General features: G+C 66.6%; 21 protein-coding genes and 1 tRNA gene. 8 read left to right on the forward strand and 14 right to left on the reverse strand.

The features are described from left to right. Nucleotides 1-14: 14 nt before the first annotated feature. Entirely contained in the window at nt 15-416 is a 402-nt protein-coding gene (locus CKJ82_RS09185; protein ID WP_095537886.1) for a sterol carrier family protein, read from the reverse strand. A 16-nt stretch (nt 417-432) separates the two neighbouring features. Between CKJ82_RS09185 and CKJ82_RS09190 the strand changes: the two genes are divergently transcribed. After that, complete coding sequence (locus tag CKJ82_RS09190) at nt 433-1,440, forward strand: acyl-CoA thioesterase (protein WP_095537887.1); 1,008 nt, start codon at nt 433-435, stop codon at nt 1,438-1,440. 385 nt (nt 1,441-1,825) lie between these two features. Here the strand turns inward: CKJ82_RS09190 and CKJ82_RS09195 are convergent, their stop codons facing one another. Further along, a complete protein-coding gene (locus CKJ82_RS09195; protein WP_095537888.1) occupies nt 1,826-2,029 on the reverse strand; it encodes a DUF2283 domain-containing protein in 204 nt (67 codons plus the stop codon). A gap of 594 nt (nt 2,030-2,623) precedes the next feature. Between CKJ82_RS09195 and CKJ82_RS09205 the strand changes: the two genes are divergently transcribed. The 3 genes from CKJ82_RS09205 to CKJ82_RS09215 are packed head-to-tail and all read left to right on the forward strand — an operon-like array spanning nt 2,624 to nt 6,500. Then, complete coding sequence (locus CKJ82_RS09205; RefSeq protein WP_095537889.1) at nt 2,624-4,276, forward strand: ABC-F family ATP-binding cassette domain-containing protein; 1,653 nt, start codon at nt 2,624-2,626, stop codon at nt 4,274-4,276. Further along, entirely contained in the window at nt 4,273-5,517 is a 1,245-nt protein-coding gene (locus CKJ82_RS09210) for an MFS transporter (RefSeq protein WP_095537890.1), read from the forward strand. Before CKJ82_RS09205 ends, CKJ82_RS09210 begins: the two co-directional genes overlap by 4 nt. Then, nucleotides 5,514-6,500: an IS481 family transposase gene (locus CKJ82_RS09215; RefSeq protein WP_165765420.1), complete on the forward strand. Its 987-nt coding sequence runs from the start codon at nt 5,514-5,516 to the stop codon at nt 6,498-6,500. The genes CKJ82_RS09210 and CKJ82_RS09215 overlap by 4 nt, the downstream gene beginning before the upstream one ends. Nucleotides 6,501-6,565: 65 nt before the next feature. Here CKJ82_RS09215 and CKJ82_RS09220 read toward each other — a convergent pair whose 3' ends face one another. The 4 genes from CKJ82_RS09220 to purS are packed head-to-tail and all read right to left on the reverse strand — an operon-like array spanning nt 6,566 to nt 10,296. Beyond that, the gene (locus CKJ82_RS09220; RefSeq protein WP_240510526.1) at nt 6,566-7,069 is read right to left on the reverse strand and encodes a hypothetical protein; all 504 of its coding nucleotides are present in this window, start codon (nt 7,067-7,069) and stop codon (nt 6,566-6,568) included. Nucleotides 7,070-7,099: 30 nt separating this feature from the next. Next, the gene (gene purL, locus CKJ82_RS09225) at nt 7,100-9,385 is read right to left on the reverse strand and encodes a phosphoribosylformylglycinamidine synthase subunit PurL (RefSeq protein WP_205691151.1); all 2,286 of its coding nucleotides are present in this window, start codon (nt 9,383-9,385) and stop codon (nt 7,100-7,102) included. A gap of 3 nt (nt 9,386-9,388) precedes the next feature. Further along, a complete protein-coding gene (purQ, locus tag CKJ82_RS09230; RefSeq protein WP_095278702.1) occupies nt 9,389-10,069 on the reverse strand; it encodes a phosphoribosylformylglycinamidine synthase subunit PurQ in 681 nt (226 codons plus the stop codon). After that, nucleotides 10,066-10,296 (reverse strand): phosphoribosylformylglycinamidine synthase subunit PurS, encoded by a 231-nt coding sequence (purS, locus tag CKJ82_RS09235; protein ID WP_095278703.1) that lies wholly within the window; start codon nt 10,294-10,296, stop codon nt 10,066-10,068. The genes purQ and purS overlap by 4 nt, the downstream gene beginning before the upstream one ends. A gap of 192 nt (nt 10,297-10,488) precedes the next feature. On the opposite strand from purS, the gene CKJ82_RS09240 reads away from it, so the two are divergent. Next, the gene (locus CKJ82_RS09240) at nt 10,489-14,295 is read left to right on the forward strand and encodes an ExeM/NucH family extracellular endonuclease (protein ID WP_095537894.1); all 3,807 of its coding nucleotides are present in this window, start codon (nt 10,489-10,491) and stop codon (nt 14,293-14,295) included. 31 nt (nt 14,296-14,326) lie between these two features. Here the strand turns inward: CKJ82_RS09240 and CKJ82_RS09245 are convergent, their stop codons facing one another. Genes CKJ82_RS09245 through CKJ82_RS09255 form a run of 3 tightly spaced genes read right to left on the reverse strand, consistent with a single transcriptional unit; the run spans nt 14,327 to nt 18,043 of the window. Further along, on the reverse strand, nt 14,327-15,010 hold the full coding sequence (locus CKJ82_RS09245; RefSeq protein WP_095537895.1) for a DUF2334 domain-containing protein: 684 nt from the start codon (nt 15,008-15,010) through the stop codon (nt 14,327-14,329). A 5-nt stretch (nt 15,011-15,015) separates the two neighbouring features. Then, entirely contained in the window at nt 15,016-17,121 is a 2,106-nt protein-coding gene (locus tag CKJ82_RS09250; protein WP_095537896.1) for a S9 family peptidase, read from the reverse strand. A gap of 25 nt (nt 17,122-17,146) precedes the next feature. Next, nucleotides 17,147-18,043, reverse strand: a complete 897-nt coding sequence (locus tag CKJ82_RS09255) for a phosphoribosylaminoimidazolesuccinocarboxamide synthase (protein WP_095537965.1) — start codon at nt 18,041-18,043, stop codon at nt 17,147-17,149. A gap of 37 nt (nt 18,044-18,080) precedes the next feature. On the opposite strand from CKJ82_RS09255, the gene CKJ82_RS09260 reads away from it, so the two are divergent. After that, nucleotides 18,081-18,785 carry a hypothetical protein gene (locus tag CKJ82_RS09260; RefSeq protein WP_133064060.1) on the forward strand — a complete coding sequence of 235 codons (705 nt, stop codon included), beginning with the start codon at nt 18,081-18,083 and terminating at the stop codon, nt 18,783-18,785. 378 nt (nt 18,786-19,163) lie between these two features. Here CKJ82_RS09260 and purB read toward each other — a convergent pair whose 3' ends face one another. Both purB and purD read right to left on the reverse strand, forming a co-directional pair. Next, complete coding sequence (purB, locus tag CKJ82_RS09265) at nt 19,164-20,594, reverse strand: adenylosuccinate lyase (RefSeq protein WP_095537898.1); 1,431 nt, start codon at nt 20,592-20,594, stop codon at nt 19,164-19,166. Between the two features lie 25 nt (nt 20,595-20,619). Then, entirely contained in the window at nt 20,620-21,885 is a 1,266-nt protein-coding gene (purD, locus tag CKJ82_RS09270; RefSeq protein ID WP_095537899.1) for a phosphoribosylamine--glycine ligase, read from the reverse strand. A gap of 31 nt (nt 21,886-21,916) precedes the next feature. Between purD and CKJ82_RS09275 the strand changes: the two genes are divergently transcribed. Continuing rightward, complete coding sequence (locus CKJ82_RS09275) at nt 21,917-22,318, forward strand: HIT family protein (RefSeq protein ID WP_095537900.1); 402 nt, start codon at nt 21,917-21,919, stop codon at nt 22,316-22,318. Here the strand turns inward: CKJ82_RS09275 and CKJ82_RS09280 are convergent. From CKJ82_RS09280 to CKJ82_RS09290, 3 genes are all read right to left on the reverse strand, one after another. After that, nucleotides 22,315-23,802 (reverse strand): sensor histidine kinase, encoded by a 1,488-nt coding sequence (locus CKJ82_RS09280; RefSeq protein WP_095537901.1) that lies wholly within the window; start codon nt 23,800-23,802, stop codon nt 22,315-22,317. The genes CKJ82_RS09275 and CKJ82_RS09280 overlap by 4 nt on opposite strands. A gap of 18 nt (nt 23,803-23,820) precedes the next feature. Beyond that, a complete protein-coding gene (locus CKJ82_RS09285) occupies nt 23,821-24,528 on the reverse strand; it encodes a response regulator transcription factor (RefSeq protein WP_095278712.1) in 708 nt (235 codons plus the stop codon). A 203-nt stretch (nt 24,529-24,731) separates the two neighbouring features. Continuing rightward, nucleotides 24,732-24,807 (reverse strand) — tRNA-Thr (locus CKJ82_RS09290). A gap of 68 nt (nt 24,808-24,875) precedes the next feature. On the opposite strand from CKJ82_RS09290, the gene thrE reads away from it, so the two are divergent. Continuing rightward, the gene (gene thrE / locus CKJ82_RS09295; protein WP_338063603.1) at nt 24,876-26,354 is read left to right on the forward strand and encodes a threonine/serine exporter ThrE; all 1,479 of its coding nucleotides are present in this window, start codon (nt 24,876-24,878) and stop codon (nt 26,352-26,354) included. The last annotated feature ends 9 nt before the right edge of the window (nt 26,355-26,363 follow it).

Consider the following 26,363-nt stretch of genomic DNA (forward strand, 5'->3'; position numbering starts at 1 on the left):
TTAACGGACCGCGCCTACGAAAGGGCAATTACGGGCAACCCCCGCGCGATCTCGCCCGCCCGGGAGCCGGAGGCGTCGATCCTGCCCGCGGCCACCTCATCCTCAAACGTGCTGCGACCGGTGGCGATGCGCAGCCAGGTCTCCGGAGCCATCTCCACCACGTTCGGCGGGGTGCCGCGGGTGTGCCGCGGGCCCTCGACGCACTGCACCGCCACGATCGGGGGCACGCGCAGCTCCACCGACTTGCCCGGGAGTTCTTCGGCGAGGGTACGGGCGGTGCGGCGGGTGGCGTCGGCAAGCAATGCCCTGCCGGGTGTCTCCCCTTGACCATCGAGCCACGCAGCGACCGCCGCCACCGCCTCGCGCGTTGCCGCCGGGTCCTGCTTCGAGCTTCTGCTGGATGCCATAGCCCCCATACTAAGATGCCTAGCCATGACGAACACAGCAGTCCCCGTGAACCGGTCGGCGTCCATCACGCTGCGGTTCATGGCATCGCCTACCGACGTCCTCATCGCCGGCGCCCAGGGCGTCTCGGGCGGCCGCGTCCTCGAATGGATTGATAAGGCCGCCTACGCCTGCGCCGCGCAATGGTCCGCCACCTACTGCGTGACCGCCTACGTGGGGCACATCCACTTCACCCGGCCAATCCCGTCCGGCCACATTGTGGAGGTGCGCTCCACGATCGCCATGACCGGGCGCAGCTCCATGCACATTGTCAACGAGGTGCTCTCCGCCGACCCCCGCGAAGGCAAGTTCACCCGTGCCTGCGACTGCCTCGTCATCTTCGTGGCCAAGGACCCGGAGACCGGCAAGTCCATGCCCGTGCCGACGTTCGTGCCGATTACCGACGAGCAGCGCCGCGTCGAGAAGGCCGCGAAGTCGCGCGTGGACCTGCGCAAGGCCATCGAGGCGTCCATGGAAGAGCAGACCTACACCGACGACGGCACCGCGCCGCGCCTGACCCACCGGTTCATGGCCAAGCCCACCGACGTGAACTGGGGCGGCAACGTCCACGGCGGCACCGCAATGGAATGGATCGACGAAGCCGGCCTCGCCTGCTCCATGGAATGGTCCGGCGAGCGCACGGTCGCCGTCTACGCCGGCGGTATCCGGTTTTACAAGCCCATCCACATCGGCGACCTCATCGAGGTGGAGGCGCGCATCACGCGCACCGACTCCCGTTCCATCCACGTTTCCACCTTCGTCCGAGCCGGCGACCCGCGCGGCGGGCGCGACGAGCTGGGGACCGCCATCCACGCCTCGTTTACCTACATCGGCATCGACGTCGACGGCAACCCGCTGCCCGCGCGCAAATTCGTGCCGGTGACAGACGAGGACAAGCGCCTCTGGGAGCACACCCAGACGCTCAAGGACCTGCGCGGCCAGTACGAGCCGGAGCCGCTGGTCGAGCGGCCGGGTCCCACGCAGCGGGTGGACTAGGGCTGGAACCGCCCGACTACAAAGATACCGCTATTAGGACTCCGATAATGTAACGCCATCGTGGCAAGTGCTTTGCACTCGGTGGTCGTGCCGCATTGGGCTGTGGTTGAGCATGTCGCTTCCGTCTTTATGCGAGTGACATAGCCACCCACAGGCTTAGCCATTGTCTGAGCATTGAGCTGCATCGCGCTAACGCGTCCGCCAGCGCCGTGTGCAGTGCGACCCATTCGCCGCAGCCCTTTTGGCAGGAGAGGCGACACACGCCGTTGACGTGCACCAAAGGTGGCGCCAACTTGGTCTACTCATACTCGCTCCCAGCTGGAGACTGGGTGATAAGCGAACCCTGTAGCGGTTCGCAGATCAGCAAGAAGTCCCCCAAGGTGCATCAGGAGAGGCAGTCTGAAGGAAGAATCAAGGAAGCATTCACGAACTCAATGCCAATGACCTTGCCATTTTCATCCACGTCGATTTCTATTTCCCCTTCCATTCCTTCTGTAGTTATTGCTGATATCTGTCTTTCCGGAAGGACATCTGACTGCGTAATGGTTAGATAGGCTGCGTCAGCTTCTGAGTCATAATCGAAATTCATGATTAGGCCCTCGTAACAGTAATCACATTTCCGGTCAAATTATAGTCGATAACACGAATCCCGTTGCCGCTAAACATTGTGGTATTCCCATTGCCTCGGCTTGTTCTGCCTGTTTTTCATAACCTTCTCGACTAGCTCTTTAGTGATCTTTCGCTTAGCCATCTGAGTCAGCGCGTGACGCGTGAGATGGCCACCCATGATGCCTAAGAATGGGCTCCAAGCGTGCCCCCTCGTCCAAATGGAGCTAGCTCCATTTAGGGTTCACGATTCCGCGCGACCAGGCGATTCACCGGCCGGGCACGTCCAAATGGAGCTAGCTCCATTTAGGGTTCACGATTCCGCGCGACCAGGCGTTTCACCGTCGGCGCAGGTCCAAATGGAGCTAGCTGTACTGACCGGGGACGTTAGTTGACTTGCGTGGCATCGCCCGGGCTCTGTATCCTCGGTCGCATGTACTCAGGCATCGCCTCGATGAAGCTGCGTTCCGTCCGCTGACGGCGGCGGGACCCCTTATGACCTCTCGTCTGCCGTCCTGGCCATCTGCCGGGCGGCCGCTTCGTGGTGCCCGGCTCCATGACGAGCTGAAAGTACGCAATGCCAACCACAGAACCTTTACGATCATGTGCCTGGATCGGGACATCCCAAGGGCCCGCTGCACACATCCGCGCTGAATCACTCCACCTGACACTCGGCGACAGGCCGCTGCTGAGTGGGACTGACGTCACCGTCTCCACCGGGTCGCGACTGGCGATCGTCGGCGACAACGGCCGGGGCAAGACCACCTTGCTCCATATACTGGCGGGGATCTTGAAACCCGACTCGGGAGTGGTGACCCGGGTGGGTTCCCTCGTCCTGGTCAAGCAGGACATGGCCACCGAGGGCGATCGCACGGTCGGTGACCTCATTGCCGAGGCGACCGCCCCATCCAGGGCCGCTCTGCAGGCCCTCGACGTGGCTACCGCGGCGCTGGCCGCGGGCGATGACGCGGCCGACGCCTATTCCGCCGCACTCGAGGCGGCCACGCGGCTGGACGCCTGGGATGCAGACCGCCGTGTTGACATCGCCCTGGCGGGCCTGAACGCCTGTAGCGACCGCGATCGGGTCCTGTCGACCTTGTCGGTCGGCCAGCGGTACCGGGTACGGCTGGCGGTCGCCCTCGGATCGACCCCTGACCTGTTGCTGCTGGACGAGCCCACCAACCACCTGGACGCTGCAGGGCTGTCCTTCCTGACTGAGCGCCTGCGGGACCACCCCGGTGGCCTGGCCTTAGTCAGCCACGACCGCGCCCTGCTGCGCGACGTGGCGACCAGCTTCCTGGACCTCGACCCGACCCGCGATGGCCTTCCGCGCACCTACGCGGGCGGTTACGAGGGCTGGATCGAAGGGCGGCAACGAGAACGGGCCGCCTGGGAGCAAGACCATGCCGCCCAGGTCGCCCGGCATCAGGAACTGACCCGCGCCGCCGCCGACGCACGCTCCCGCCTGTCGCAAGGCGGTTGGCGACCCGACAAGGGAACGGGCAAGCACCAACGGGCCACGCGCGCTGCCGGGGTGGTACAGGCTTTCAACCGCCGCATCGTGGACCTGGAGCGTCATCAGATCGACGTGCCAGAGCCACCGCTGCGGTTGGCATGGCCCACATCGTCAGCGCGGACCGGTCAGAACATCGTCAACGCCTCCATGCTCACCGTGACTGACCAGTTGGCCACCCCGGTCTCGGTGGACATCAGCGGTGGAGACCGGTTGGTGGTCACCGGGCCGAACGGTGCTGGGAAGTCCACACTGTTGGGGCTTCTCGGTCGGCGACTGGCCCCGAGTACAGGCCAGCTGCGGGTGAACCCGAGGGTGCGCGTCGCCCTGTTGTCTCAAGAGGTCCCTGACTGGGACGACGCCCTCCCCGCACACGTGGTCTACGAGACGTACCTGGCCACGCAGGGCCGCCGATCACAGGCACCCTCCCTCGGCTCACTCGGGCTGCTTGAGCCCGCGGCAACCCGCACACCCGTGGGGCACCTGTCGCAAGGGCAACAACGCCGCCTCCATCTGGCCATGTGCCTGGCGGTGGACCCGGACCTGTTGCTCCTGGACGAGCCCACCAACCATCTGTCATCGAGCCTCGTCGACGACATCACCACCGAGCTCCTGCGGACCCCCTGCGCCACGATCGTCGCCACGCACGACCGGCAGATGCTCGACGACCTCACCGACTGGCCCCACCTCAGCCTTGCCCCAAAGGACCTGCCATGAACCCCCTTCGCCCCTTGTCCGTCCCCGGCTACCGACCGCTGTATGCAGCGATGGTGCTCACCGTCTTCGCCCAGGGCGGCTGGGCCCTCTACTTAGCCATGCAGACCCTCGACCTGGGCGCCACGGCGGCCACCTTGTCGGGTGTCGTGGCGTGGAGCGGCATCGGCCTGCTCGCAGGATCCTTGCCCGCCGGGGTACTTGCGGACCGCGTCGCCAAGAAGTCCGTCATCGTCGGCGTCCTCACTGTCAACCTCGCCGCCTCGACGACGACCTCCACCGCCGCCATCTTCGACGCGGCCGCTTTCTGGATGCTGGCAGTGTCCGCGTTCGTCATCGGCGTCTCGACCGCCTTCTTCTTCCCGGCCTACACCGCGCTCGTGCCCGTCCTCGTGGGAAGCGACGACCTGATGGCCGTCAACGGGCTCGAAGGGACCACCCGGCCGCTGGTAGGACAGACCCTCGCCCCCGGCGTCGTCGGTGCCGTCATCGGCGCGAGCGTGCCTGCCGCGGGCGGGTACCTCATCGCCGGCGCGCTCGGACTCGCCCTGATCGCCGCCCTGCGGCTTCCTGCCCCTTGCTCAGCCGAGACCGACGCCGAAGCTCCGGCCACCTCTGCGCTGCGGGACCTGCTCGACGGGTTCGGCTACGTCGCCCGCACGCGCTGGGTTCGCTCCAGCGTGCTGTTGGCGGCCGCCATGGGCCTGGCCGTGACCGGTCCGCTGGAAGTTCTCCTGCCCGCGGTCATACGCTCGACCCATGACAACGGTCCGGCTGTGTACGGAGTCGTCCTCGGAGTTCTGGGCGTCGGCGGCCTGGTGGGTTCCCTCGTCGCCGGCTCATGGCCCACCCCCTCACACTTCCTGCCCGTAATGGTCGGCGCATGGGCACTCGGCTGCCTTCCACTGGCCATCCCCGCACTCACCAACAATCCGTGGATCATCAGCGCCGGACTGGCGGTCTACGGTGCGTCGATCGGAGTCGGGATGGTCATCTGGGGCACGGTCCTGCAGGAACACGTACCGCTGGAGATGCTCGGCCGAGTCGCCAGCCTCGACTTCTTCATCTCCATCGCCTTCATGCCACTGTCCATCGCACTCACCGGACTCCTCAGCCGACACATCGCCGCTGCCAGCTTGTTCATCGCCGCCGGACTCGTGCCGCTCGCCACGACGATCCTCCTTGCAGTCCTGGGGCAACTCCGAACGCCGCGGACGACGCCCGTCGCAGCAGGTGAGGGGTGATGCACGCCAACGCCACCCTGACACCTCGCCACCGGCTCAAGGTGGCCCAGCTCGTCGTCGACGACGGTTGGCCCATCAGCGAAGTCGCCGCCCGCTTCCAGGTCTCCTGGCCGACCGTGAAGAGGTGGGTCGACCGCTATCGCGCCGGCGAGTCGATGCAGGATCGCTCGTCCCGGCCGAAGACCTCACCGAACAAGACGGACAAGGCGACGACGAAGCGGTGCGTCAGCCTGCGGATACGGCTGCGTGAGGGCCCCGTGCAGCTCGCCGCCCGACTCGGCATCGCGCCCTCGACCGTCCACCGCATCTTGGCCGGTGCCCGACTGAACCGGCTCTCCTACATGGACCGCGAGACTGGCGAACCGATCCGCCGGTACGAACACCCCCACCCCGGCTCCCTGGTCCACGTGGACGTGAAGAAGCTCGGGAACATCCCCGACGGCGGCGGCTGGCGCTACGTCGGCCGCCGCCAGGGCGACCACAACCGAACGGCGACACCGGGTAAGCCGAAGAGCAAGTGGCACAACCCCAGGCTCGGGTACGCGTTCGTGCACACCGTCATTGACGACCACTCCCGCGTCGCGTACACCGAGGTCCACGACGACGAGACCGCCGTCACCGCGGTCGGGGTCCTGCATCGGGCTGTGGCGTGGTTTGCCGATCGCGGCGTCGCCGTGGAGCGGGTGCTGTCCGACAACGGTGGCGCCTATCGCTCGCACCTGTGGCGGGACACCTGCGAGGCCCTCTCGATCACCCCGAAGCGAACGCGTCCGTACCGGCCGCAGACCAACGGCAAGGTAGAGCGCTTCCACCGGACCATGGCCGACGGGTGGGCCTACGCCCGCTGCTACACCAGCGAGCAAGAACGACGCGACGCCCTGCCGGATTGGCTGCACCAGTACAACCAGCACCGCCCGCACACGGCCTGCGACAACCAGCCGCCGTTCTCACGATTGATCAACGTCCCCGAGCAGTACAGCTAGCTCCCTTTAGGGTTCACGGATCCGCACGACCTGGCGTTTCACCGGCCGGGCAGGTCCAAATGGAGCTAGCTCAGTTTATGCCCCTCGTGCAGCCGCGTCAGTACCCGGATCTGCAACAGCACCGGATAGAGGTGCCCCACCACTCCGACGGCCAGCAACACAGCTACGGCTGACCACCCGCCAGCCAGCGCCGCCCACGCCGCGGCAACGACATGGAGCACCAACGCCCACGCATGCCCGGCGGCCGCAGCCTGCATATGCCGCGGATTCCTGCGTTCAGCAGCGCCAGACTCACCAACGCCAAACCCGCGCATAGCCACAACCTGCTGGTTCCACCCAACCCGGGTGAGAAACGCGTTGAAGTGGTCCACGCCCAGGCCCCGAGCAGTACGAGCCGAAAGAGAAAATCTGCCCCACACCGAGCACGGCAGCAGCCGTTGCAAAGAGTCGCCGACGAAGGGCGCCAGCCCGAACCCCAGCAACGTCGCAGAAACGACAAAGCCCGCCGTGCCGGCACCTGTGGCACCGGCGACGACGGACAAGCCGAAGACAGCGGCGAGCGTCAGCAATAGCGCAACCACGTGACGCCCGCCTGGACGCTACACCGCTGCGTTCGGGGCGTGCGCTGCGGCAAAGTGTGACGGCAGGGTGTCGGCCCAGGCGTCGCGAAGCTGGGCGATCTCCAGCTGCTCGGAGCCAAAGCGCAGGACACCCTCCGCGTTCGTACGGCCGATCAGCGCGGCCGGCACGCCTGCGGCACCGGCGCGCTCAACAAGCGCGTCCGCACGGTCTGCAGTCACGGCGACCAGGACGCGGGATGCGGACTCCGAGAACAGCGCGGTGAACGCGTCCTCGTGCGCGGCCGCGAGGTCCAGGTCAGCGCCCTTGCCGGAGGCCTGCAGCATCTCGAACACGGCCTGCGACAGGCCACCCTCGGACAGGTCGTGGGCGGCGGTCACGCCGCCGTGGTCGGCGACGTCGGCGAAGAACTTCGCCAGCCGCTCCTCGTTTGCCAGGTCCACCTTCGGCGGCACGCCGCCCAGGCCCGCGCCGGAGATGTCCTGCCACACGGAGCCGCCGAACTCGTCGGCGGTCTCACCGAGCAAGACCAGGGAGAACTCCTCCTCCGTCGAAGGCACGGCGTACGGGTTCGCCTTGGCCACGTCGTCGATGACGCCAAGCACGCCCACGACCGGGGTGGGCAGGATCGGGGTCTCGCCGGTCTGGTTGTAAAAGGACACGTTGCCGCCGGAGACCGGGATGTTCAGCTCGGCGGCGCCGTCGGCAAGCCCGTGCACTGCCTCGCGGAACTGCCACATCACGTCCGGGTTCTCGGGCGAGCCGAAGTTGAGGCAGTTGGTCACCGCGACGGGGGTCGCGCCGGTGACGGCAACGTTGCGGTAGGCCTCGGCGAGCGCCAGCCGCGCGCCCGCGTTCGGGTCGAGGTAGGTGTAGCGGCCGGAGGCGTCGGTGGCGATGGCAACGCCGCGGTTCGTCTCCTCGTTGATGCGCAGCACGCCGGAGTCCGCGCCGTGGGCCTGCACCGTGTTGCCGCGCACGTAGCGGTCGTACTGCTGCACGATGTAGTCGCGCGAGCACAGGGCGGGCGAGGCCACCATCTTCAGCCATGCGGCCGAAAGGGCCTCTTGCTTATCGACGCCCCCTCGCTCCCCAACCTCGTCAATCCAGTCAGGGCGGGCGTAGGGCCGCTCATAGACCGGGCCCTCGTCGATCGATGACGGCGGCGCGTCCAGCACGACCTCGCCGCCGTGGGTGACCACGTAGCGGTCCTTCTCGTCGGTGACCTCGCCGATGACGGCGGCGCCCACCTCCCACTTCGCGCAGATTTCCATGAAGCGATCCACGTTGTCCGGGGTGACCACGGCGCACATGCGCTCCTGGGACTCGGAGGCGAGGATCTCGGCGGCCGACATGTTCTCGGCGCGCAGCGGGACGTTGTCCAGGTTGACGCGCATGCCGCCGTCGCCGGCCGCGGCCAGCTCGGAGGTGGCACAGGCCAGGCCGCCGCCACCGAGGTCCTGAATGCCCACGACCACGCCGGCGTGGTACAGCTCCAGGCAGCACTCGATCAGCACCTTCTCCGCGAACGGGTCGCCGACCTGGACGGCCGGCAGCTTGCGCTCTTCGCCCTCCTCGAAGGTGGCAGAGCCCAGCACGGAAACGCCACCGATTCCGTCCAAGCCGGTGCGCGAGCCGAAGAGCACCACCTTGTTGCCGGTGCCGGAAGCGAAGGCGAGCTTGAGATCCTCCACCTTGAGCGTGCCCACGCACAGGGCGTTGACCAGCGGGTTGCCGGCATACGCGGCGTCGAAGACGGTCTCGCCGCCGATGTTGGGCAGGCCGAGCGAGTTGCCGTAGCCACCGATGCCGTGGACCACGCCGGGGAGGACGCGCTTGGTGTCCTCGGCATCCGCCGGGCCGAAACGCAGCTGGTCCATCACGGCGATCGGGCGCGCGCCCATGGCCATGATGTCGCGTACGATGCCGCCCACGCCGGTTGCGGCGCCCTGGTATGGCTCCACAAACGACGGGTGGTTGTGGCTCTCCACGCGGAAGGTCACCGCGTCGCCGTCGCCGATGTCCACCACACCGGCGTTCTCGCCAATACCGGCGAGGATTTTGGAGGCCATCTCCTCGGTCATCGTCTCGCCGAAGTAGCGCAGGTGCACCTTGGAGGACTTGTACGAGCAGTGCTCGGACCACATCACGGAGTACACGGTCAGCTCCGCGTCCGTGGGGCGGCGTCCCAGGATGGACTTGATCTTGTCGTATTCCTCGTCGCGCAGGCCCAGTTCCGCGTACGGCTGCTGAAGGTCAGGGGTTGCTTGCGCGTTCTCGACGGTGTCGTCGTGCACGGTCATTATCGTTTACGCTCCGATCTTCGAGATAGCGTCGATGGCGGATTCGAACAGGCCCAGACCATCAGTGGACGGGCCGGTGAGCAGCTCGATCGCGTGTTCCGGGTGCGGCATGAGGCCGACGACGCGGCCCGACTCATTGGTCACGCCCGCGATCGAATTGGCGGAGCCGTTGAAGTTGTCGGTGTAGCGGAAGACCACGCGGCCCTCCTGCTCCAGCTGGTGCACCGTCTCTTGCGAGGCCTGGAAGCGGCCCTCGCCGTGCTTCGCTGGCACCAGGATCTTCTGGCCAGCCTCGAAGCGGGAGGTCCACGCGGTGTCCGCGTTGGCGATCTCCAGGTAGGTGTCCACGCAGTGGAAGTCCAGGTGCTGGTTGCGGGTGAGCGCGCCCGGCAGCAGACCGGCCTCGGTGAGGATCTGGAAGCCGTTGCAGATGCCCAGTACCGGCATGCCCTTCTTCGCGGCCTCCACCACGGCACCCATCATCGGTGCCTGCGCGGCGATCGCGCCGGAGCGCAGGTAGTCGCCGTAGGAGAACCCGCCCGGGACGACGACGGCGTCCACGCCGGTCAGGTCGTCGTCGGCGTGCCACAACTGCTTCGGCTCGGCTCCTGCGAGGCGGACGGCGCGGAGGGCGTCGACGTCGTCAAGCGTGCCTGGGAACGTGATAACCCCGATGGTTGCCGTCATCGAACAACCTCGAAATCCTCGATCACGGTGTTGGACAGGAGGGTCTCCGCGACGCGAGCGAGCTCCTCATCCGTGACGGAGTCGTCCACCTCGATCTCGAAGCGCTTGCCCTGGCGGACATCCTGGACCCCGTTCACCCCGATTCGCCCAAGTGCGCGCTGGACAGCCTGGCCCTGCGGATCCAGGATTTCAGCCTTCGGCATGACATTTACCACGACACGTGCCATGAGATTCCTTCATTAGTCAGAGGTCAGCAGACGTGGGCAAGTATATCCGACGCCCCCGGGGAACCAATAGCGGTCCAACAGATGAACAATGCCTGAACTTTAAGTTTTTACTGAGTTTATACCCAGCGCAGCCTAGCGACCGGCGTTATTTTAACTGGGAAATTACTCCATCCTCTCAGCAAAGGGTTCCACATGCGTTTCAACCACCGCCACGGGTTCTCCGCAGCGTTCATCGTCGCGCTCGCAGCCGGCACCATCACCGTCCCCACCGCGCACGCGGCGACCGACGGCTCCAACGTTGTCATCAACGAGGTCTACGGAGGCGGCGGCAACTCCGGCTCCACCATCTCCAACGACTTTGTCGAGCTGTACAACCCCACCGACAAGGACATCGACATCACCGGATGGGTCCTCGACCAGCAGTCCGCCGAGGGCAATACGGGCAACACGACCAAGCTTTCCGGATCCGTGCCTGCGGGCGGGTACTTCCTGATCAAGGGCGCCGCGGGCGACGACACGTCTCACCCGATCGAAAATGCCGACTACGAAAGCTCCTTCAACTTCAGCAGCACGAAAGCGAGCGCAGTGCTTACCGACGCCTCCGGCAACCAAGTCGACCTCGTCGGCTGGGGCGGGGCGAAAAACTTTGAGGGCAAAGCCGCCGAGGTGACCTCGAACACGACTGCCATCCAGCGCAAAGAGGCGGGCGTAGACACCGACGACAACGCCGCTGACTTCCACGCAGCCGCGCCGACCCCGCAGGGCTCGGGCAGCGATCCGGTCGTGCCGTCTGAGCCGACCGACCCCGCTGACCCGTCCGACCCCGCGCAGCCAGCCCCGGAGCCCGGCGCGATCACCCCGATCGCTGAGATCCAGGGCACCGGCGCCGCTTCCCCGCTCGAGGGCAAGACCGTGACCACTGAGGGCGTGGTCACCGCCGTGTACGACGAGGGCGGCAAGAACGGCTTCTTCCTGCAGACCGCGGGCACCGGCGGCGCAGAGAAGAAGGCCGGCGACGCCTCCGACGGCATCTTCGTCTACATGGGCGAGAACAACGACTTCCCGCAGCGCGGCGACTCTCTCCAGGTGACCGGCAAGGTCTCGGAGTACCACAACCAGACCCAGATCACCGTTTCCTCCAAGCAGAAGCCGGATGAGGAGCTCGAGGCACCGAAGGCAGTGGAGCTCACCGAGCTCCCGGCTGGCGACGACGCCCGCGAGCCCTACGAGGGCATGCTGGTCCGCCCCGGCACTTACACGGTGACCAACAACTACAACCTGAACAACACGGGTGACCTCGGCCTGGTGGCGGGCACCGAGCCGATCTACAACTTCACCGACAAGAACAAACCGAGCGTCGATGGCTACCGCAAGTACGAGGCCGAGCAGTCCGCCCGCGAGGTGTACCTGGACGACGGCCGCACCAAGAACTATTTCCGCACGGATAAGAACACCCCGCTGCCGTACCTGGTCACCTCGGATAAGGGCGTGAAGTCCATCCGCACCACCGACCAGGTGGAGTTCCAGACCGACGTGGTTGTGGACTACTCCTTCGACCAGTGGCGCTTCCAGCCGCTGCAGCCGATCACCGGTAAGAACACCGCGGAAGAACTGCCGATCACGTGGGAGGACTCCCGCGCGAAGTCCATCGACGTGCCGGGCACCGTGAAGGGCGACTTCTCCCTCGGCTTCTTCAACGTCCTCAACTACTTCAACTCCCTGGGCAAGGATGAGGACAACTGCAAGGCTTACAAGGACATGAACGGCACCCCTGTCGGGTCCAACTACTGCAAGGTGCGCGGCGCGTACACCGAGGACGCGTTCAAGGACCAGCAGGTCAAGATCGTCACCGCGATTAACACGCTCGACGTCGACGTGCTCGGCCTCTCCGAGATTGAGAACACGGCGACCGTCACCGGTGACGTGTCCAAGCGCGACGAGACCCTGCAGAACCTGGTCGACGCGCTGAACAAGGCCGCGGGCGAGGAGAAGTGGGACCTGGTGAAGTCCCCGACCGAGCTCGGCACCGACGAGGACTACATCCGCGTCGCGTTCATTTACCAGAAGGACAAGGTCCGCCCGGTCGGCGAGTCCAAGATCTTCGACGACTCGGCCTTCACTGGCACCGCCCGCCAGCCGCTGGCCCAGGAGTTTGAGCCGGCCGAGGGCGGCGACAACTTCGTGGCCGTGGTCAACCACTTCAAGTCCAAGGGGTCCGTTGCTAACAACGACAAGGATTCCGGCGACGGCCAGGGCAACAACCCCGCCGTTCGTAAGGCCCAGGCACAGGCGCTCATTGATCACCTGAGCAAGGAAGACAAATGGACCGACCTGCCGACCTTCATTCTCGGTGACCTGAACTCCTACACCAAGGAGGAAGCCATCACCGCCATCGAGGGTGGCGGCTTCTCCCTGGTCCACCACGAGAAGAACTTTGACCAGGCTTCCTACCAGTTCGGCGGCCGACTCGGCACCCTCGACCACGTGCTGGCCAACGTGTCCGCAAAAGACCTGGTCCAGGACTCCGCAGTGTGGAACATCAACGGCGACGAGTCGGTCGCGTTCGAGTACTCCCGCCGCAACTACAACGCGCAGGATTTCTTCGGCAGCGGCGACGACAAGCTCTACGGCTACGGCAACCCGTTCCGCTCCTCCGACCACGACCCGGTCAAGGTCGGCTTCAACATCAAGGTCGATCCGAAGCTGCTTGACGACGACTCCGCCACCGAAGAACCCACCCCCGCCGAAGAACCCACCGCCGGCCGCTCCATTATCAAGGCCGAGGTGCGTGACGACGGCCACCTCTGGGTGACCTACTCCGACGACAAGGACAACCCGGTCGACCTGGGCAAGGTCACCGGCGAGGACGGCGCCGCAGGCAAAGATGGCGCCCCGGGCAGGGACGGCCAGGATGGCGTTGACGGCAAGGATGGCGCCAAGGGCGAGAAGGGCGACAAGGGTGACAAGGGCGAAACCGGCGAGCCGGGCGCCGCTGGCAAGGACGGCGCCAAGGGCGAGAAGGGCGACAAGGGTGACCCCGGCGCCGCAGGCAAAGACGGTGCCGACGGCGTTGACGGCGCTAACGGTAAGGACGGCGCCAAGGGCGAGCAAGGCGAAAAGGGCGACAAGGGTGACAAGGGTGACAAGGGCGAAACCGGCGAGCCGGGCGTCGACGGCAAGGACGGCGCCAAGGGCGAGAAGGGCGACAAGGGCGAACCCGGCGAGCCGGGCGCCGCAGGCAAGGACGGTGCCAACGGTGCCAACGGCAGCGATGGCAAGGACGGACAGGACGGCAACGACGGCCGTGGCATCGAGTCCGTCGCCATCAATGAGGATGGCGAGCTGATCGTCCACTACAACGATGGCCACGCCGAGAACGCTGGCAAGGTCAACGGCACCAGCGGCGAGGATGGCGCAGACGGTAAGGACGGCGCAGACGGTAAGGACGGGGCTGCTGGTAAAGACGGCCAGGACGGTGAGAAGGGCGACAAGGGCGAGACCGGCGCTGCCGGCCGCGGCGTTGCTGGCTTCGAGGTCGTCGACGGCGAGCTCGAGGTGACTTACACCGACGGCACCAGCCAGAAGGTCGGCCCGATCGCTGGCCAGGACGGCGCCACCGGCACCGACGGCCAGGATGGCAAGGACGGTGCCAACGGTACCGACGGCAAGGATGGCAAGGACGGCGCTGCCGGCCGCGGCGTTGAGAAGGTCGAGGTTGACGGCGAGGGCAACCTGGTTATCACCTTCACCGACGGCACCACCCAGAAGGCCGGCAAGGTGCAGCCGGACGCACCGAAGCAGCCGCAGAAGCCGATCCAGGACGGCGGCGACCAGGGCACGTCCGCGGACGGCAGCTCCACCTTCGGCACGATCCTCGGCATCATCGCAGCCATCTTCGCGGCGCTCGGTCTCGCGGGCGCGGCTGCGTACCACTTCATGCCGCAGCAGGTGAACGATCTGCTCAACCAGCTGGGGTGCGCTAAAGGCCTCGCTGAGTAAGCCGCGAGGAAGCCCGCCCTACAGGAACGCCCTACAGGAACGCCCTGTAGTCGGCGGGCTCTGCGCCGTTGGCCTGGGCGCACAGGACGGCCGCGGTGAAGTCGCGGCGGACCTTCTTCTTGTGCAGCTCGCGGGCGGAGATAGACAGACGGATCGTGTTGCCCTTCTCCGCGCCGCGGACGGCGGCAGCGATGATGTTGCGTCGCCACCATTTGGCCGTGCCGTAGCCCTCGCCGACGGAGAGGTTGCGGCAGCGGGTGAAGGGGGTGGCGGTGGCGTCGGTAAGCGAATAGATGCCCTTCGTTGACACGGCGAGGCGGAACCCGAAGTCCGGGAGCACGCCGAGTGTGCCTGGGGACATGCGCCAGCGCGGCGGGGCGAACATGTCGAGGTGGAAGCCGAGCGCCTCCATCTGGCGGGTTGCGCCGGTGAGGCGGAGGCGCGCTTCGTGCTCGCCGAGCGCCGCGAATTCGGAGCGGCGGCCCTGCACCGCCTGGTCGAAACCGTTGAGGAGCAGGGCGCGGTGCGCGGCCTGCTCGAGGAGCCAGCCGCGGGTGCGCGAGTCCTTGGCCAGGTGCCACTTCTTGTCGATGTGCGGTGCGACCAGCAACGACACCGGCACGCGTTTGCGGTCCAGCCCCTCGACGAGCCGGACCACGTCATCGAGCGTGTCATCAAAAATGGACGAAATTGAGACGAGAACGCGACCAGACATACCCGCTATTCTCCCACAGCGGCCACGGCTTTGCTCTTCACCAACGTCCACGCGTACTCGAACGCCGTCTGCTTCCACTTGGCGTAGCGGCCGGACACGCCGCCGTGGCCCGCGGACATTTCGGTCTTGAGCAAAATCTCTCCGCCGGTGGCGTGCTCGCGCAGCTTGGCCACCCACTTCGCGGGCTCAACGTAGAGCACGCGGGTGTCGTTCAGGCTGGTCACGGCCAGGATGTCGGGGTAGTCCTGCGCGATGATGTTCTCGTACGGCGCGTAACCGACCATGTAGTCGTACACCTCGGGGTCGTGGTACGGGTCGCCCCACTCCTCCCACTCGCCGACGGTGAGCGGCAGCTCGGGCTTGAGGATGGAGGTCAGCGGGTCCACGAACGGCACGATCGCCTGGATGCCCGCGAACTTCTCCGGCGCCATGTTCGCCACCGCGCCCATGAGCAGCCCGCCCGCAGAGCCGCCCTCGGCGACGAGGTGCTCCGGATCGGTCATGCCCAGTTGGATGAGCGTGTCAGCGCACGCGATGAAGTCCGTGAACGTGTTCTTCTTGTGCAGCATCTTGCCCTGGTCGTACCAGCTGCGGCCCATCTCGCCGCCGCCGCGCACGTGCGCGCACGCCCACACCATCCCGCGGTCCAGCAGCGAGAGTCGCGCGATGGAGAAGCCTGGGTCCATCGACGCCTCGTACGAGCCGTAGCCGTACAGCAAGGTGGGCGAAGCGTTCGGGGCAGTCGCTTTTCGACGCACCACCGACACCGGAATCTCCACCCCGTCCTCAGCCTTCGCCCAGATCCGCTCGGCAACGTACTCGTCCGGGTTGTAACCGCCCTCAACCTCCTGCTCCTTGAGCAGGGTGAACGAGTCGTCCTTAACCCGGTAATCCAACAGCTGCGACGGCTGCGTGTACGAGGTGTAGCCCACCCGGACCACGGGCGCGTCCCACTCCGGGTTGCCGGCCAGGCTCGCGGTGTAGAGCTCCTCGGAGAACTCCAGCTCCTTGAAGGGGGCGAAGTCCTCGCCCGTGAGCGGCGCAACGGCCAGGCGCGGGATCCCGCCGCGGCGGTACGACATGAACACGAAGTCGCGGTAGACGTCCAGCCCCTCGATGCGGGTCGTGTCCGAGTGCGGGACGATGACGTGCAGGTCGCGCAGGTCCGGTAGCTCGGCGGCGAGTGCGACCGCGCTGACCGCGAAGTTCGGCCCCGCGGCGTTGTGCGTGACCAGCCAGTACTCGCGGTCCCCCAGCGCGGCGTAGTCCGGGTGGTACTCCACGCCCTCCTCGCGAGGGCGCATCACCTGAAACTCGGCGGTGGGGTGCTCAAGCGGCGCGACGCGGTACTCGGTAGTCAGGGACGACGAGGACAGGATGTAGAGGAAGCGCTCCGCGCGGTCCGCGCCCACGCCGACGCCGAACTTCTCGTCCTTCTCCTCGAAGACCAGGACGTCCTCGGACGCGTCCGTGCCCACCTTGTGGCGCCAGATCTGATGGGGCCGCCAGGCGTCGTCGCAGCGGACGTAGAACAGGTAGTCATCGCCTGCCCAGGTCGCGCCGTAGAAGACGCCCTCGATGACGTCGCCGAGCAGCTCGCCGGTCTCCAGGTCCTTGATGCGCAGGTCGAAGCGCTCGTCGCCGGTGGTGTCCACCGAGTAGGCCAGGAGGCGGCCGGAGGTGGTGACCGAGGAGGCGCCGATGGAAAAGAATTCGTGGCCGTCGGCGAGCTCGTTGGCGTCGATAAGCACCTGCTCCCCGGGCATCTCCTCCGAGACCTCGGGCGGGGTCCAGGGCTCGTCGGCGGCGGGGACGCGGCACGAGAGGGCGTAGTTCTTGCCCTCGATGGTGCGGCCGTAGTACCACCAGTCGCCCGCGCGCTGCGGCACGGACATATCCGTTTCCTTCACGCGCGACTTGATCTCGCCGTAGATCGCGTCGGTCAGATCGCTCAGGTGCGCGGTGGCCTGCTCAGTGGCGGCGTTTTCCGCCTCCAGGTACGCGATCGTCTCCGGGCTGTCTTTGTCACGCAGCCACTCGTAGTTGTCCACGAAGTCGCGGCCGTGGAACGAGCGGGTGATCGGGTGCTTCGGTGCCTTGGGGAAATCCATAGGCACCCAGCCTAGGGCACCGCGCTTACGCGTTGGCGCCCGGCCAGTCGCCGAATTTCTCGCCGCTCAGGCGCTCGTACGCCTCGATGTAGCGGTCGCGCGTGGCCTCCACCACGGAGCCCGGCAGCTCCGGCGGCTGCGTGCCCTCCGACGGGCGCCAGCCCGACTTCGGGCCGGTGAGCCAGTTGCGCACGTACTGCTTGTCAAAGCTGGGCTGCTTCTGCCCCTCCTTGTAGGAATCGGCGGGCCAGTAGCGGGAGGAATCCGGGGTCAGGACTTCGTCTGCAAGCACGAGCTCCCCGTTGCTGTCCAGGCCGAACTCGAACTTGGTGTCCGCCAGAATGATGCCCTTGGTCTCCGCGTACTCCGCGGCGCGCGAGTAGACCTCGAGGGTGCGATCATGCAGGCGCTCCGCCAGCTCGGTGCCGATCTTGCCCGCCATGTACTTGAACGTCACGTTTTCGTCGTGATCGCCCTGCGCGGCCTTCGTCGCCGGGGTAAAAATCGGCTCCGGCAGCTTCGACGCCTCGACCAGCCCCTCTGGCAGCTTCACGCCGCAGACCATGCCGCGCTCGTCGTACTCCTTCTTGCCCGAGCCGGTGAGGTAGCCGCGGGCGACGCACTCGAAGTCGATCATGTCCAGCTTCTTCACCACCATCGCGCGGCCCAGCACCTCCTCCGGGATCCGCGGATCATCGATCGGCCCCGCGAGGTGGTTCGGAATCCCGTCCAGCAGGTCGAAGAAGAACATCGACGTTGCGGTGAGAATCCGCCCCTTGTCCGGGATCTCGGGCTCGAGCGAGAAGTCGAAGGCGGAGATGCGATCCGAGGCCACCATGAGCAAGGTGTCCGCATCTACCTGGTAAATCTCGCGGACTTTGCCGCCGGAAAGGTGAGTGTAGTCAGAAAGCTCTGGACGCATGGCACCAAGCATATACCGCGCCACTACCATGTTCCGCATGGTCTCTCGCCTCCCAGTGTTGCTCGCGCTGCCGCTCGCCGCCGCACTCGCCGCGTGCTCGCCGCAACCCGCCAGCACGGACGCCGCCGACATGCCCGACTTCGCCCCCACCCGCGACAACGCCGTCCTCAGCTTCGGCGACACCGCGCGCGTCGCCACCGAGGACCCCGCAACCGGCACCCAGGTGCAGTGGGAGGTCACCGTCGAGCGCCCGCGCCGCATCACCGGCACCCAAGCCGCCAACAACCTCCGCTCGCCCGACCCGCAGCGGTTCGCCGCGTTCACCTGCTTCCCGGTCACGCTCACGCCCGTCGCCATCGGCAGCAACCCCACCGGCCCCACGGTGCCCGTGCCGGAGCTTTCGCTTATCGACGCCACCCCCGCCCCCTCCACAACCCTCACCGCCAACTCCGTCCCGTCCCAGCCGGGCAGCGGCACGGGCCTCGGCGACGGGTCGGGTGCTGGATCGCGGGCTGGGTCTGGTTCGCGGGCTGGGGCTGGTGCTGTGCCTGGGGCCGCTTCGCCGTCCGCGGCGGAGGCGTACTGCGACATGGGCAGCGGCGCCCCCTCCGGCTACACCGCTGACCTGGAGGAAGGCCGCGCCTACACCACCGCGCTCGCATCCTGGGAGCGCCGCGTGGACCCCGGCGTTCCCGCTACCGGCGTGCGCCTCGACGCCACCGGCGTCCGCTGGGCGGAGTAGACCCCGCCCCGGGTCGGCGGTCGGCGCTGCTCCTTCCAAACGGAGCTAGCTCCATCTACACGCAACCAACCAGCAAAACCCCAGGTCGCCGATCAACACAACCCCCAAACGGAGCTAGCTCCATCTAGACGCGAGCCACCGACAAAACCCCAGGTCGCGGATCAACACAACCCCCAAACGGAGCTAGCTCCATCTACACGCAACCAACCAGCAAAACCCCAGGTCGCCGATCAACACAACCCCCAAACGGAGCTAGCTCCATCTACACGCGAACCACCAGCAAAACCCCAGGTCGCCGTTCAACACCAACCCCAAACGGAGCTAGCTCCTTTTAGACGCAGACAGCACCGACTACGCCCGCCCCCCGGCCGCGGCGAGCTACAGGATCTCGCCTGGGCGGTAGTTGGCGGCGTCGGGGTACTTGTGTACGAGGGCGTCGATACGCGTGAGCACGCGGTCGACCTGCGACTCTGCCGCGCCGATAAACGCGTGCCGGTCCGCGAGAGCCTCCTCAAGCTGGCCGAGGTCCAGCGGCAGGCGATCGTCGTCGGCAAGACGCTCGACCAGGTTCTGCTCGGCGCCGTTCTCGCGCATGTCCAGGGCCATGGCGACGGCGTTCTCCTTGATCACCTCGTGGGCGGTCTCGCGGCCCACCCCGGCGCGCACGGACGCCATGAGGATGCGGGTGGTGGCCAGGAACGGCAGGTAGCGGTCCAGTTCGCGGGTGATCATGGCGGGGAACGCGCCGAACTCGTCGAGGACGGTGAGGAAGGTTTCCAGCTGCCCGTCGATGGCAAAGAAGGCGTCCGGCAGCGCGACGCGGCGCACGACGGAGCAGAACACGTCGCCCTCGTTCCACTGTTGCCCGGCCAGGTCAGCGGCCATGGTGAGGTAGCCGCGCAGGATGACCTGGAAGCCGCCGACGCGCTCGCAGGAGCGCGCGTTCATCTTGTGCGGCATGGCGGAGGAGCCGACCTGGCCCTCCTTGAAGCCCTCGGTCACCGTCTCGTTGCCCGCCATGAGGCGGATCGTGGTGGCCAGCGAGGACGGACCGGCGCCGAGCTGGACCAGCGCGGAGATCGCCTCGAAGTCCAGCGAGCGCGGGTAGACCTGGCCGACGGAGTCGAACACGGTGTCAAAGCCCAGGTGGCCGGCCACCTTGGATTCCAGCTCGGCGAGCTTCGCCTCGTCTCCGCCCATGAGGTCGAGCATGTCCTGCGCCGTCCCCATCGGGCCCTTGATGCCGCGCAGTGGGTAGCCGTCAAGCAGCGACTCGATGCGGTCTACGGCGACCAAGATCTCGTCGGCCGCGGACGCGAAGCGCTTGCCCAGGGTGGTCGCCTGCGCCGCCACGTTGTGGGAGCGGCCCGCCATCACCAGCGACTTGTACTCAGAGGCTCGGTTGCCCACAGCCTTGAGCAGCGCGACCGCCTTGCCGCGGATCAGTTCGAGCGCGCGCACGATCTGCAGCTGCTCCACATTCTCGGTCAGGTCTCGGCTGGTCATCCCCTTATGGATGTGCTCGTAGCCGGCGAGCGCGTTGAACTCCTCGATGCGCGCCTTCACGTCGTGGCGCGTGACGCGCTCCCGCTCCGCGATGGAGTTGAGATCGACGCGGTCGATGACGGACTCGTAGGCGTCGATAGCCTCTTGCGGGATCTCCACGCCGAGCTCACGCTGGGCGCGCATGACGGCGATCCACAGCTGCCGCTCGAGGATGATCTTGTGCTCGGCGCTCCACAGCGTCGCCATCTCCGGCGAGGCGTAGCGGTTGGACAGGACGTTGGGGTTTGCAGGCTTTTCAGTCACGCCCCTAAGTATCGCACAGCGGGGCCTATTGCTTCTCGACGCTCACCTCACCCGCCACCGCACGCCGCCCAATATCCTTCCTGTAGAAGGACCCGCGCATCTCGATCCCCCCGATGACGCGGTAGGCGTCCGCGATCGCGTCCTCCAGCGTGGCACCGTGGCCGAGCACGTTGAGCACTCGCCCGCCCGCGGAGACGTACCCATCATCCCCGCGCGCAGTGCCCGCGTGCAGCACCTTGTCCGGGTTGTCCAGCTCCGGCCCCGTGATCGCGTCGCCCTTGGCGGGGCTGGCCGGGTAGTTCTCCGCGGCGAGCACGACCGTGGCGGTGTAGCCGTCCTTCCACTGCAGCGGCGGCAGGTCCGCGAGCGTGCCAGTGGCCACGGCGTACAGCGGCTCGGCGAGCGGGGTCTCCAGCATGGACAGCACGGCCTGGGTCTCCGGGTCGCCGAAGCGGGCGTTGAACTCCACCACGGCCGGGCCCTCCGGCCCCCACGCAGCGCCCACGTAGAGCAGGCCCTGGTAGGGGGTGCCACGGTTGACCATCTCGCGCGCGACCGGCGCCGCGACCTCGTCCACGATGCGCTGCACGCCGTCCTCCGGCAGCCACGGCAGCGGGGTGTAGGCGCCCATGCCGCCGGTGTTCGGGCCCTCGTCGTTGTCGTAGGCGCGCTTGTGGTCCTGCGCGGGCAGCAGCGGGACCACGGTTTCGCCGTCGACGAGGCAGAACAGGGAAACCTCGGGGCCTTCGAGGAAGGACTCGAACAGGACCGGGTTGCCCGCCTCGAGCACCGCCTGCGCGTGGGCTGCGGCCTCGGCGCGGTCCGTGGTGACCACGACGCCCTTGCCGCCGGCCAGGCCGTCGTCCTTGACCACGTAGTTGGGGCCGAACTGCTCCAGGGCCTTTTCGACGCCCGCCGCGACCTCCTCCGGCGCAACGCGCAGCGCGCGGGCCGTGCGCACGCCGGCGGCGGCCATGACGTCCTTGGCGAATGCCTTCGAGCCCTCCAGCTGGGCCGCGGCCTTGGTGGGGCCGAAGACGGGGATACCCGCCTCGCGCAGGGCGTCGGCGGCGCCGGTGACCAGCGGGGCCTCCGGGCCGATCACCACGAGCTCCGCCTGCTCGTCGCGGGCGAGGGTGACGATGGCTTGGGGCGACGTGGCGTCGATAGGCAATTGCTTGGCCAGCGTCGACATACCCGCGTTGCCGGGTGCGACGACGAGCTCGTTGCCAGACAGACCTTTGAGCAGGGCGTGTTCGCGGCCGCCCGAACCGATAACAAGGATGCGCATGGCCTCAAACTTACAGGTACGGTTTGAGTGTATGAGCACAGTCTTTACAAAGATCATTGACGGCGAGATCCCCGGACGCTTCGTGTACAAGGACGAGGACGTCGCCGCCTTCCTCACCATCGAGCCGATCGCGTACGGCCACACCCTGGTCGTGCCGATCAAAGAGGTGGACAAGTGGACCGACCTCGAGCCCGAACTGTGGGCCAAGATGAATGCGGTGGCGCAGCGCATCGGCGCCGCCATTGTCAGCGAGTTCGAGTGCGAGCGCGCCGGCTACCTCATCGCCGGGTTCGAGGTGCCGCACGCGCACATCCACGTCTTCCCCGCCAACGACATGTCGGGCTACAACCTGTCCACCGTCATGCGCGCCGACGAGACCGACCCGGCGAAGATGGACGCGGCCGCGGAGACGCTCCGCGCGGCGCTGAACTAGTCCTTTTCCGGCGTCTTGGCGTCCTTGGCTGGCTGCGCAGCCTTTGTCGCCTTCGTTGCCTTTGTCGCTGTCGCGCCATTGACCTCGCGCAGCAGCGGCAGCGAGATCTTGAACGTCGCGCCCTCGCCCGGCGCGGTGTCGACGGTGATGGTGCCCTCGTGCTGCTCGATGAGCGACTTGGTGATTGCCAGGCCCAGGCCGGAGCCGCCGCCGCCCGCGCGGTGGCGCGACGCGTCCGCGCGGTAGAAGCGGTCGAAGATGCGCGCCGCGTCCTCCTCCGCCATGCCGCGGCCGTTGTCCGCGACCTCGATGACGATGCGGTCCAGGTTCTCGCGCAGCGTGATGGTCACATCCACGTCGGAGCCGCCGTGCTTGAACGCGTTGTTGATCAGGTTCATGAGCACCTGGTGGAGGCGATCCGGGTCGCCGTTGACCATCGGCGGCCGGACGCACTGGTTGTCCACCTCAATGGAGCGCTCCGGGTAGGCGGCCCGGGCCGAGGCCGTCGCGGAGTCCACGACCTTCTGCATGTCTACGGCCTTACGGTCCAGGCGGGTGCCCTCCGCGCGGGTGAGCGCGAGCAGGTCCTCCACCAGCAGCTGCATGCGGCCGGATTCTTCCTCGATCTTGTCAATGACCATGTCCGCGTCGGGGGCCATGCCCTTGCGGTAGAGCTCGGCGTAGCCGCGCAGGCTGGTCAGCGGGGTGCGCAGCTCGTGGGAGGCGTCGCCGACGAAGCGCCGCATCTGCTCCTCTTTCCCCTGCGCGTCATTGACCGAGTCCTGCAGCTGGCTCACCATCGTGTTGACAGCGTAGGACAGCTTGCCCACCTCGGTGTCGCGCGACCAGGCGGGGACGCGGCGGTCCACATCGCCGTCCGCGATCGCCAGCGCCGTGTCTTCCACTTCGCGCAGCGGCGTCAGCGACCTTCTCACCAGCGTCTTCGCTGCGATGGCGATCGCCAGGATCGCAATCGCGCCCAGGCTCGTCTCGACCACCGCGAGCCAGCGCAGAATGCGGTTTTCTGATTCCAGCCGCTTCGCCACCAGCGTGATGGTGCCGTCATCGCTTTTCGACGCCACCGCCCTCCACTGCGTCAGCGACGCCGAACTATCCACGTTCTTCGACCCGATGGTGCGCGCCTGGTCCAGGACCGTCAGCTGCTCCCAGTCGGGCGGATTGCCCCGCGGGGTGTAGCGCGAGAACGGGTACGGGTAGCCGGGGAACCAGGTCGCCTGGGCAAACTCGCTGGGCACGCCGATCGACGGGATCCAGGTGCCCTGCCCCGCCCAGCTGTCCAGGCCCTCCTGCAGCTGGTCGTCCACGCGCTGCATGAGGATGCCGCGCATCAGGAAGAAGACCGTGGCAAAACTCAGCACGATGCCCAGGGTGGCCACCACGACCACCAGGGACACCAGCTTCTTTTGCAACGGCCGCGAGGCCTGGTTGTACGACCAGGCCGCGAGCGTCTGCTTCGCCTTCATGGACCGCTACGCCGCAGGTTACTGGCGCGGGGTGCGCAGTACGTAGCCGACGCCACGCACGGTTTGGATCAGCGGCACGTCGCCGGTGTCAATCTTGCGGCGCAGGTAGGAGATGTAGGACTCGACGACGTTGCCGTCGCCGCCGAAGTCGTAGTGCCATACGTTGTCCAGGATCTTCGCCTTGGACAGCACGACCTCCGCGTTGAGCATGAGGTAGCGCAGCAGGTTGAACTCGGTCGGGGAGAGATCGATGATCTCGCCGGCCTTGGTCACCTCGTGGGTTTCGTCGTTCAGCGTCAGGTCCGCGTAGCGGATGGTGGTGTCGTGGTCGGCGTCATCGGTCACGTTGCCGCGACGCAGGATGACGCGCAGGCGGGTGATGACTTCCTCCAGGGAGAACGGCTTGGTTACGTAGTCGTCCGCGCCGATGGTCAGGCCGTGGATGCGGTCCTCCACCGCGTCCTTGGCGGTAAGGAAGAGCACCGGGCCGTCCAGGCCGTCCTGGCGCAGCTTGCCCAGCAGCTCGAAGCCGTCCATCCCCGGCATCATGACGTCCAAAATGTAGGCGTCCGGGCGGTACTCGCGCGCCATGGTCAGCGCCTCCTGCCCGGAGTTTGCGCTTTCTACCTCGAATCCCTGGAACTTCAGGGAGACGGTCAGCAGCTCGACGATATTGGGCTCGTCATCAACGACGAGCACCTTGATGCCCTTCGGGTTCTCAGCCATGAAATGCACTCCTTTGTATGAGTAATTAACCAGATAGCATTTAACTCCCCTCTACTGTACGTTTGCTGTACGTCGTCTTGGGGCTGTCGAGCAAAAGTGGGGGTATATCCAGAGAGCGAAGGTTTAGCCAAATCAAGGCCTTTAAACGCTGACCGCACAGCGCGCGCGAGGACCGCCGCCCCTCCCCCTCGGCGGCAAAAAATTGGAGCTGGAGACGAGACTTGAACTCGCAACCTACGCATTACAAGTGCGTTGCGCTACCGATTGCGCCACTCCAGCAATGCCCATGAATCTTACACATCGACCGGTGAGTGCGCGAAACACGTCGGCGCGATAGTGTTTCGCGTGTGGCATCACTAGAGCAGTATTGGCAGCGGCTGCGTGGCTCGCGCGACCACGTGGCCACGATTGACGAGTCCCGCACCTCCCCGCCCCCGTCCGTCCTCGCGCCCGTCGATCTGACGGACCCCGCGCAGGTGGCCGCGGTCATGAACATCGCCGCGCGGATCGGCGAGACCCTCATCGCCAACGGCACGACGTCCTCGGACGCGATCGCCCAGATCCGCACGGTCACCTCGTCGTACGGCTTGCACTACTGTCACGTGGACATCACGGTGAACACCATCACCATGAACGCCAACGTGGGCGTCCAGCGCCGCACGCCGGTGAACGTGTTCCGCGTGGTCACGATGATGAGCGAGAACTACCACAAGCTGCAGGAAGCCGACCGCCTCATCCGCTCGATCCGCGCGGGCGCCACCCGGCCGGAGATGGCGGAGAAGATCCTCGACGACATCGACAACGAGCCCATCCCCTACCGCAACACCCGCAACCTGGCCGGGTGGGCGGTCATGGGCGCGTCCGTGTCCATCCTGCTCGGCGGCGATCTCCTCATGGCGCTCGTCGGCGGGCTCACCGCCTTCCTCATCATGGGCTTTAACAAGGTCCTGTCTCACAACTCGCTGCCGTACTTCTACCACTGCGTCATTGGCGGCTTTATCGCCACCATCCCGGCCGCCATCTTCTACGACTTCTCCACCTCGATCGGCCACACGATCGTGCCCAGCCAGGTCATCGCCACCGGCATCATCGTGCTGTTGGCCGGCCTGACGCTGGTGCAGTCGCTTTTCGACGGCATCACCGGCTCCCCCGTCACCGCGGCCTCCCGCTTCTTCCAGACCATGTTGTCGTCCGGCGGCATCGTCGCGGGCGTGGCCATCGGCCTGTACGTGGCGGAGCTGTTAGGAGTGCCCCTGCCGCCGCTGGAAACCATGTTAGGTAAGCCGTCGTTAAGCAGCGCCGGCTGGCGCATCATCGGCGGGGCGCTGGCCGCCGCCTCGTTTGCCGTGACCTGCTTTGCGGAGCGCCTGGCCATCATTGTTTCTGGGCTCACTGCCGCCGCGGGCTCCGCGATGTACTACATCTTCCTCATCCCCTTCGGCACCGATAAGTTCATCGCCACCGCGGCCTGCTCCATCGTGGTTGGCCTGGCCGGCGGTCTCATCTCCCGCCGCTACTTGGTCAACCCCGTGATCACCGCGGTGGCGGGCGTGACGCCGTTCCTCCCCGGCTCAGGCATCTACCGCGGCCTCTACGCGGTGCTCAACGAGCAGATTGTGGTGGGGATGAGCAACATCTTCAACGCCATCGCCGTGTGCATGGCGCTGGCCGGCGGCGTGATCTTCGGCGAGTGGGTGGCGCGCCGCATCCGCGCGCCGCAGCTGTACATCCCGTACCGGGCGTTCAAGCGGGCGGGGCGCGTGACGTTCCAGCAGATTCGGCGCGCGGAGCAAGCCGCCCTCCGCCCGAGGCGCCGGAAGCACTAGCTTTGGCGT

It is taken from the genome of Corynebacterium gottingense, from assembly GCF_002285125.1.
Lineage (GTDB): Bacteria > Actinomycetota > Actinomycetes > Mycobacteriales > Mycobacteriaceae > Corynebacterium > Corynebacterium gottingense.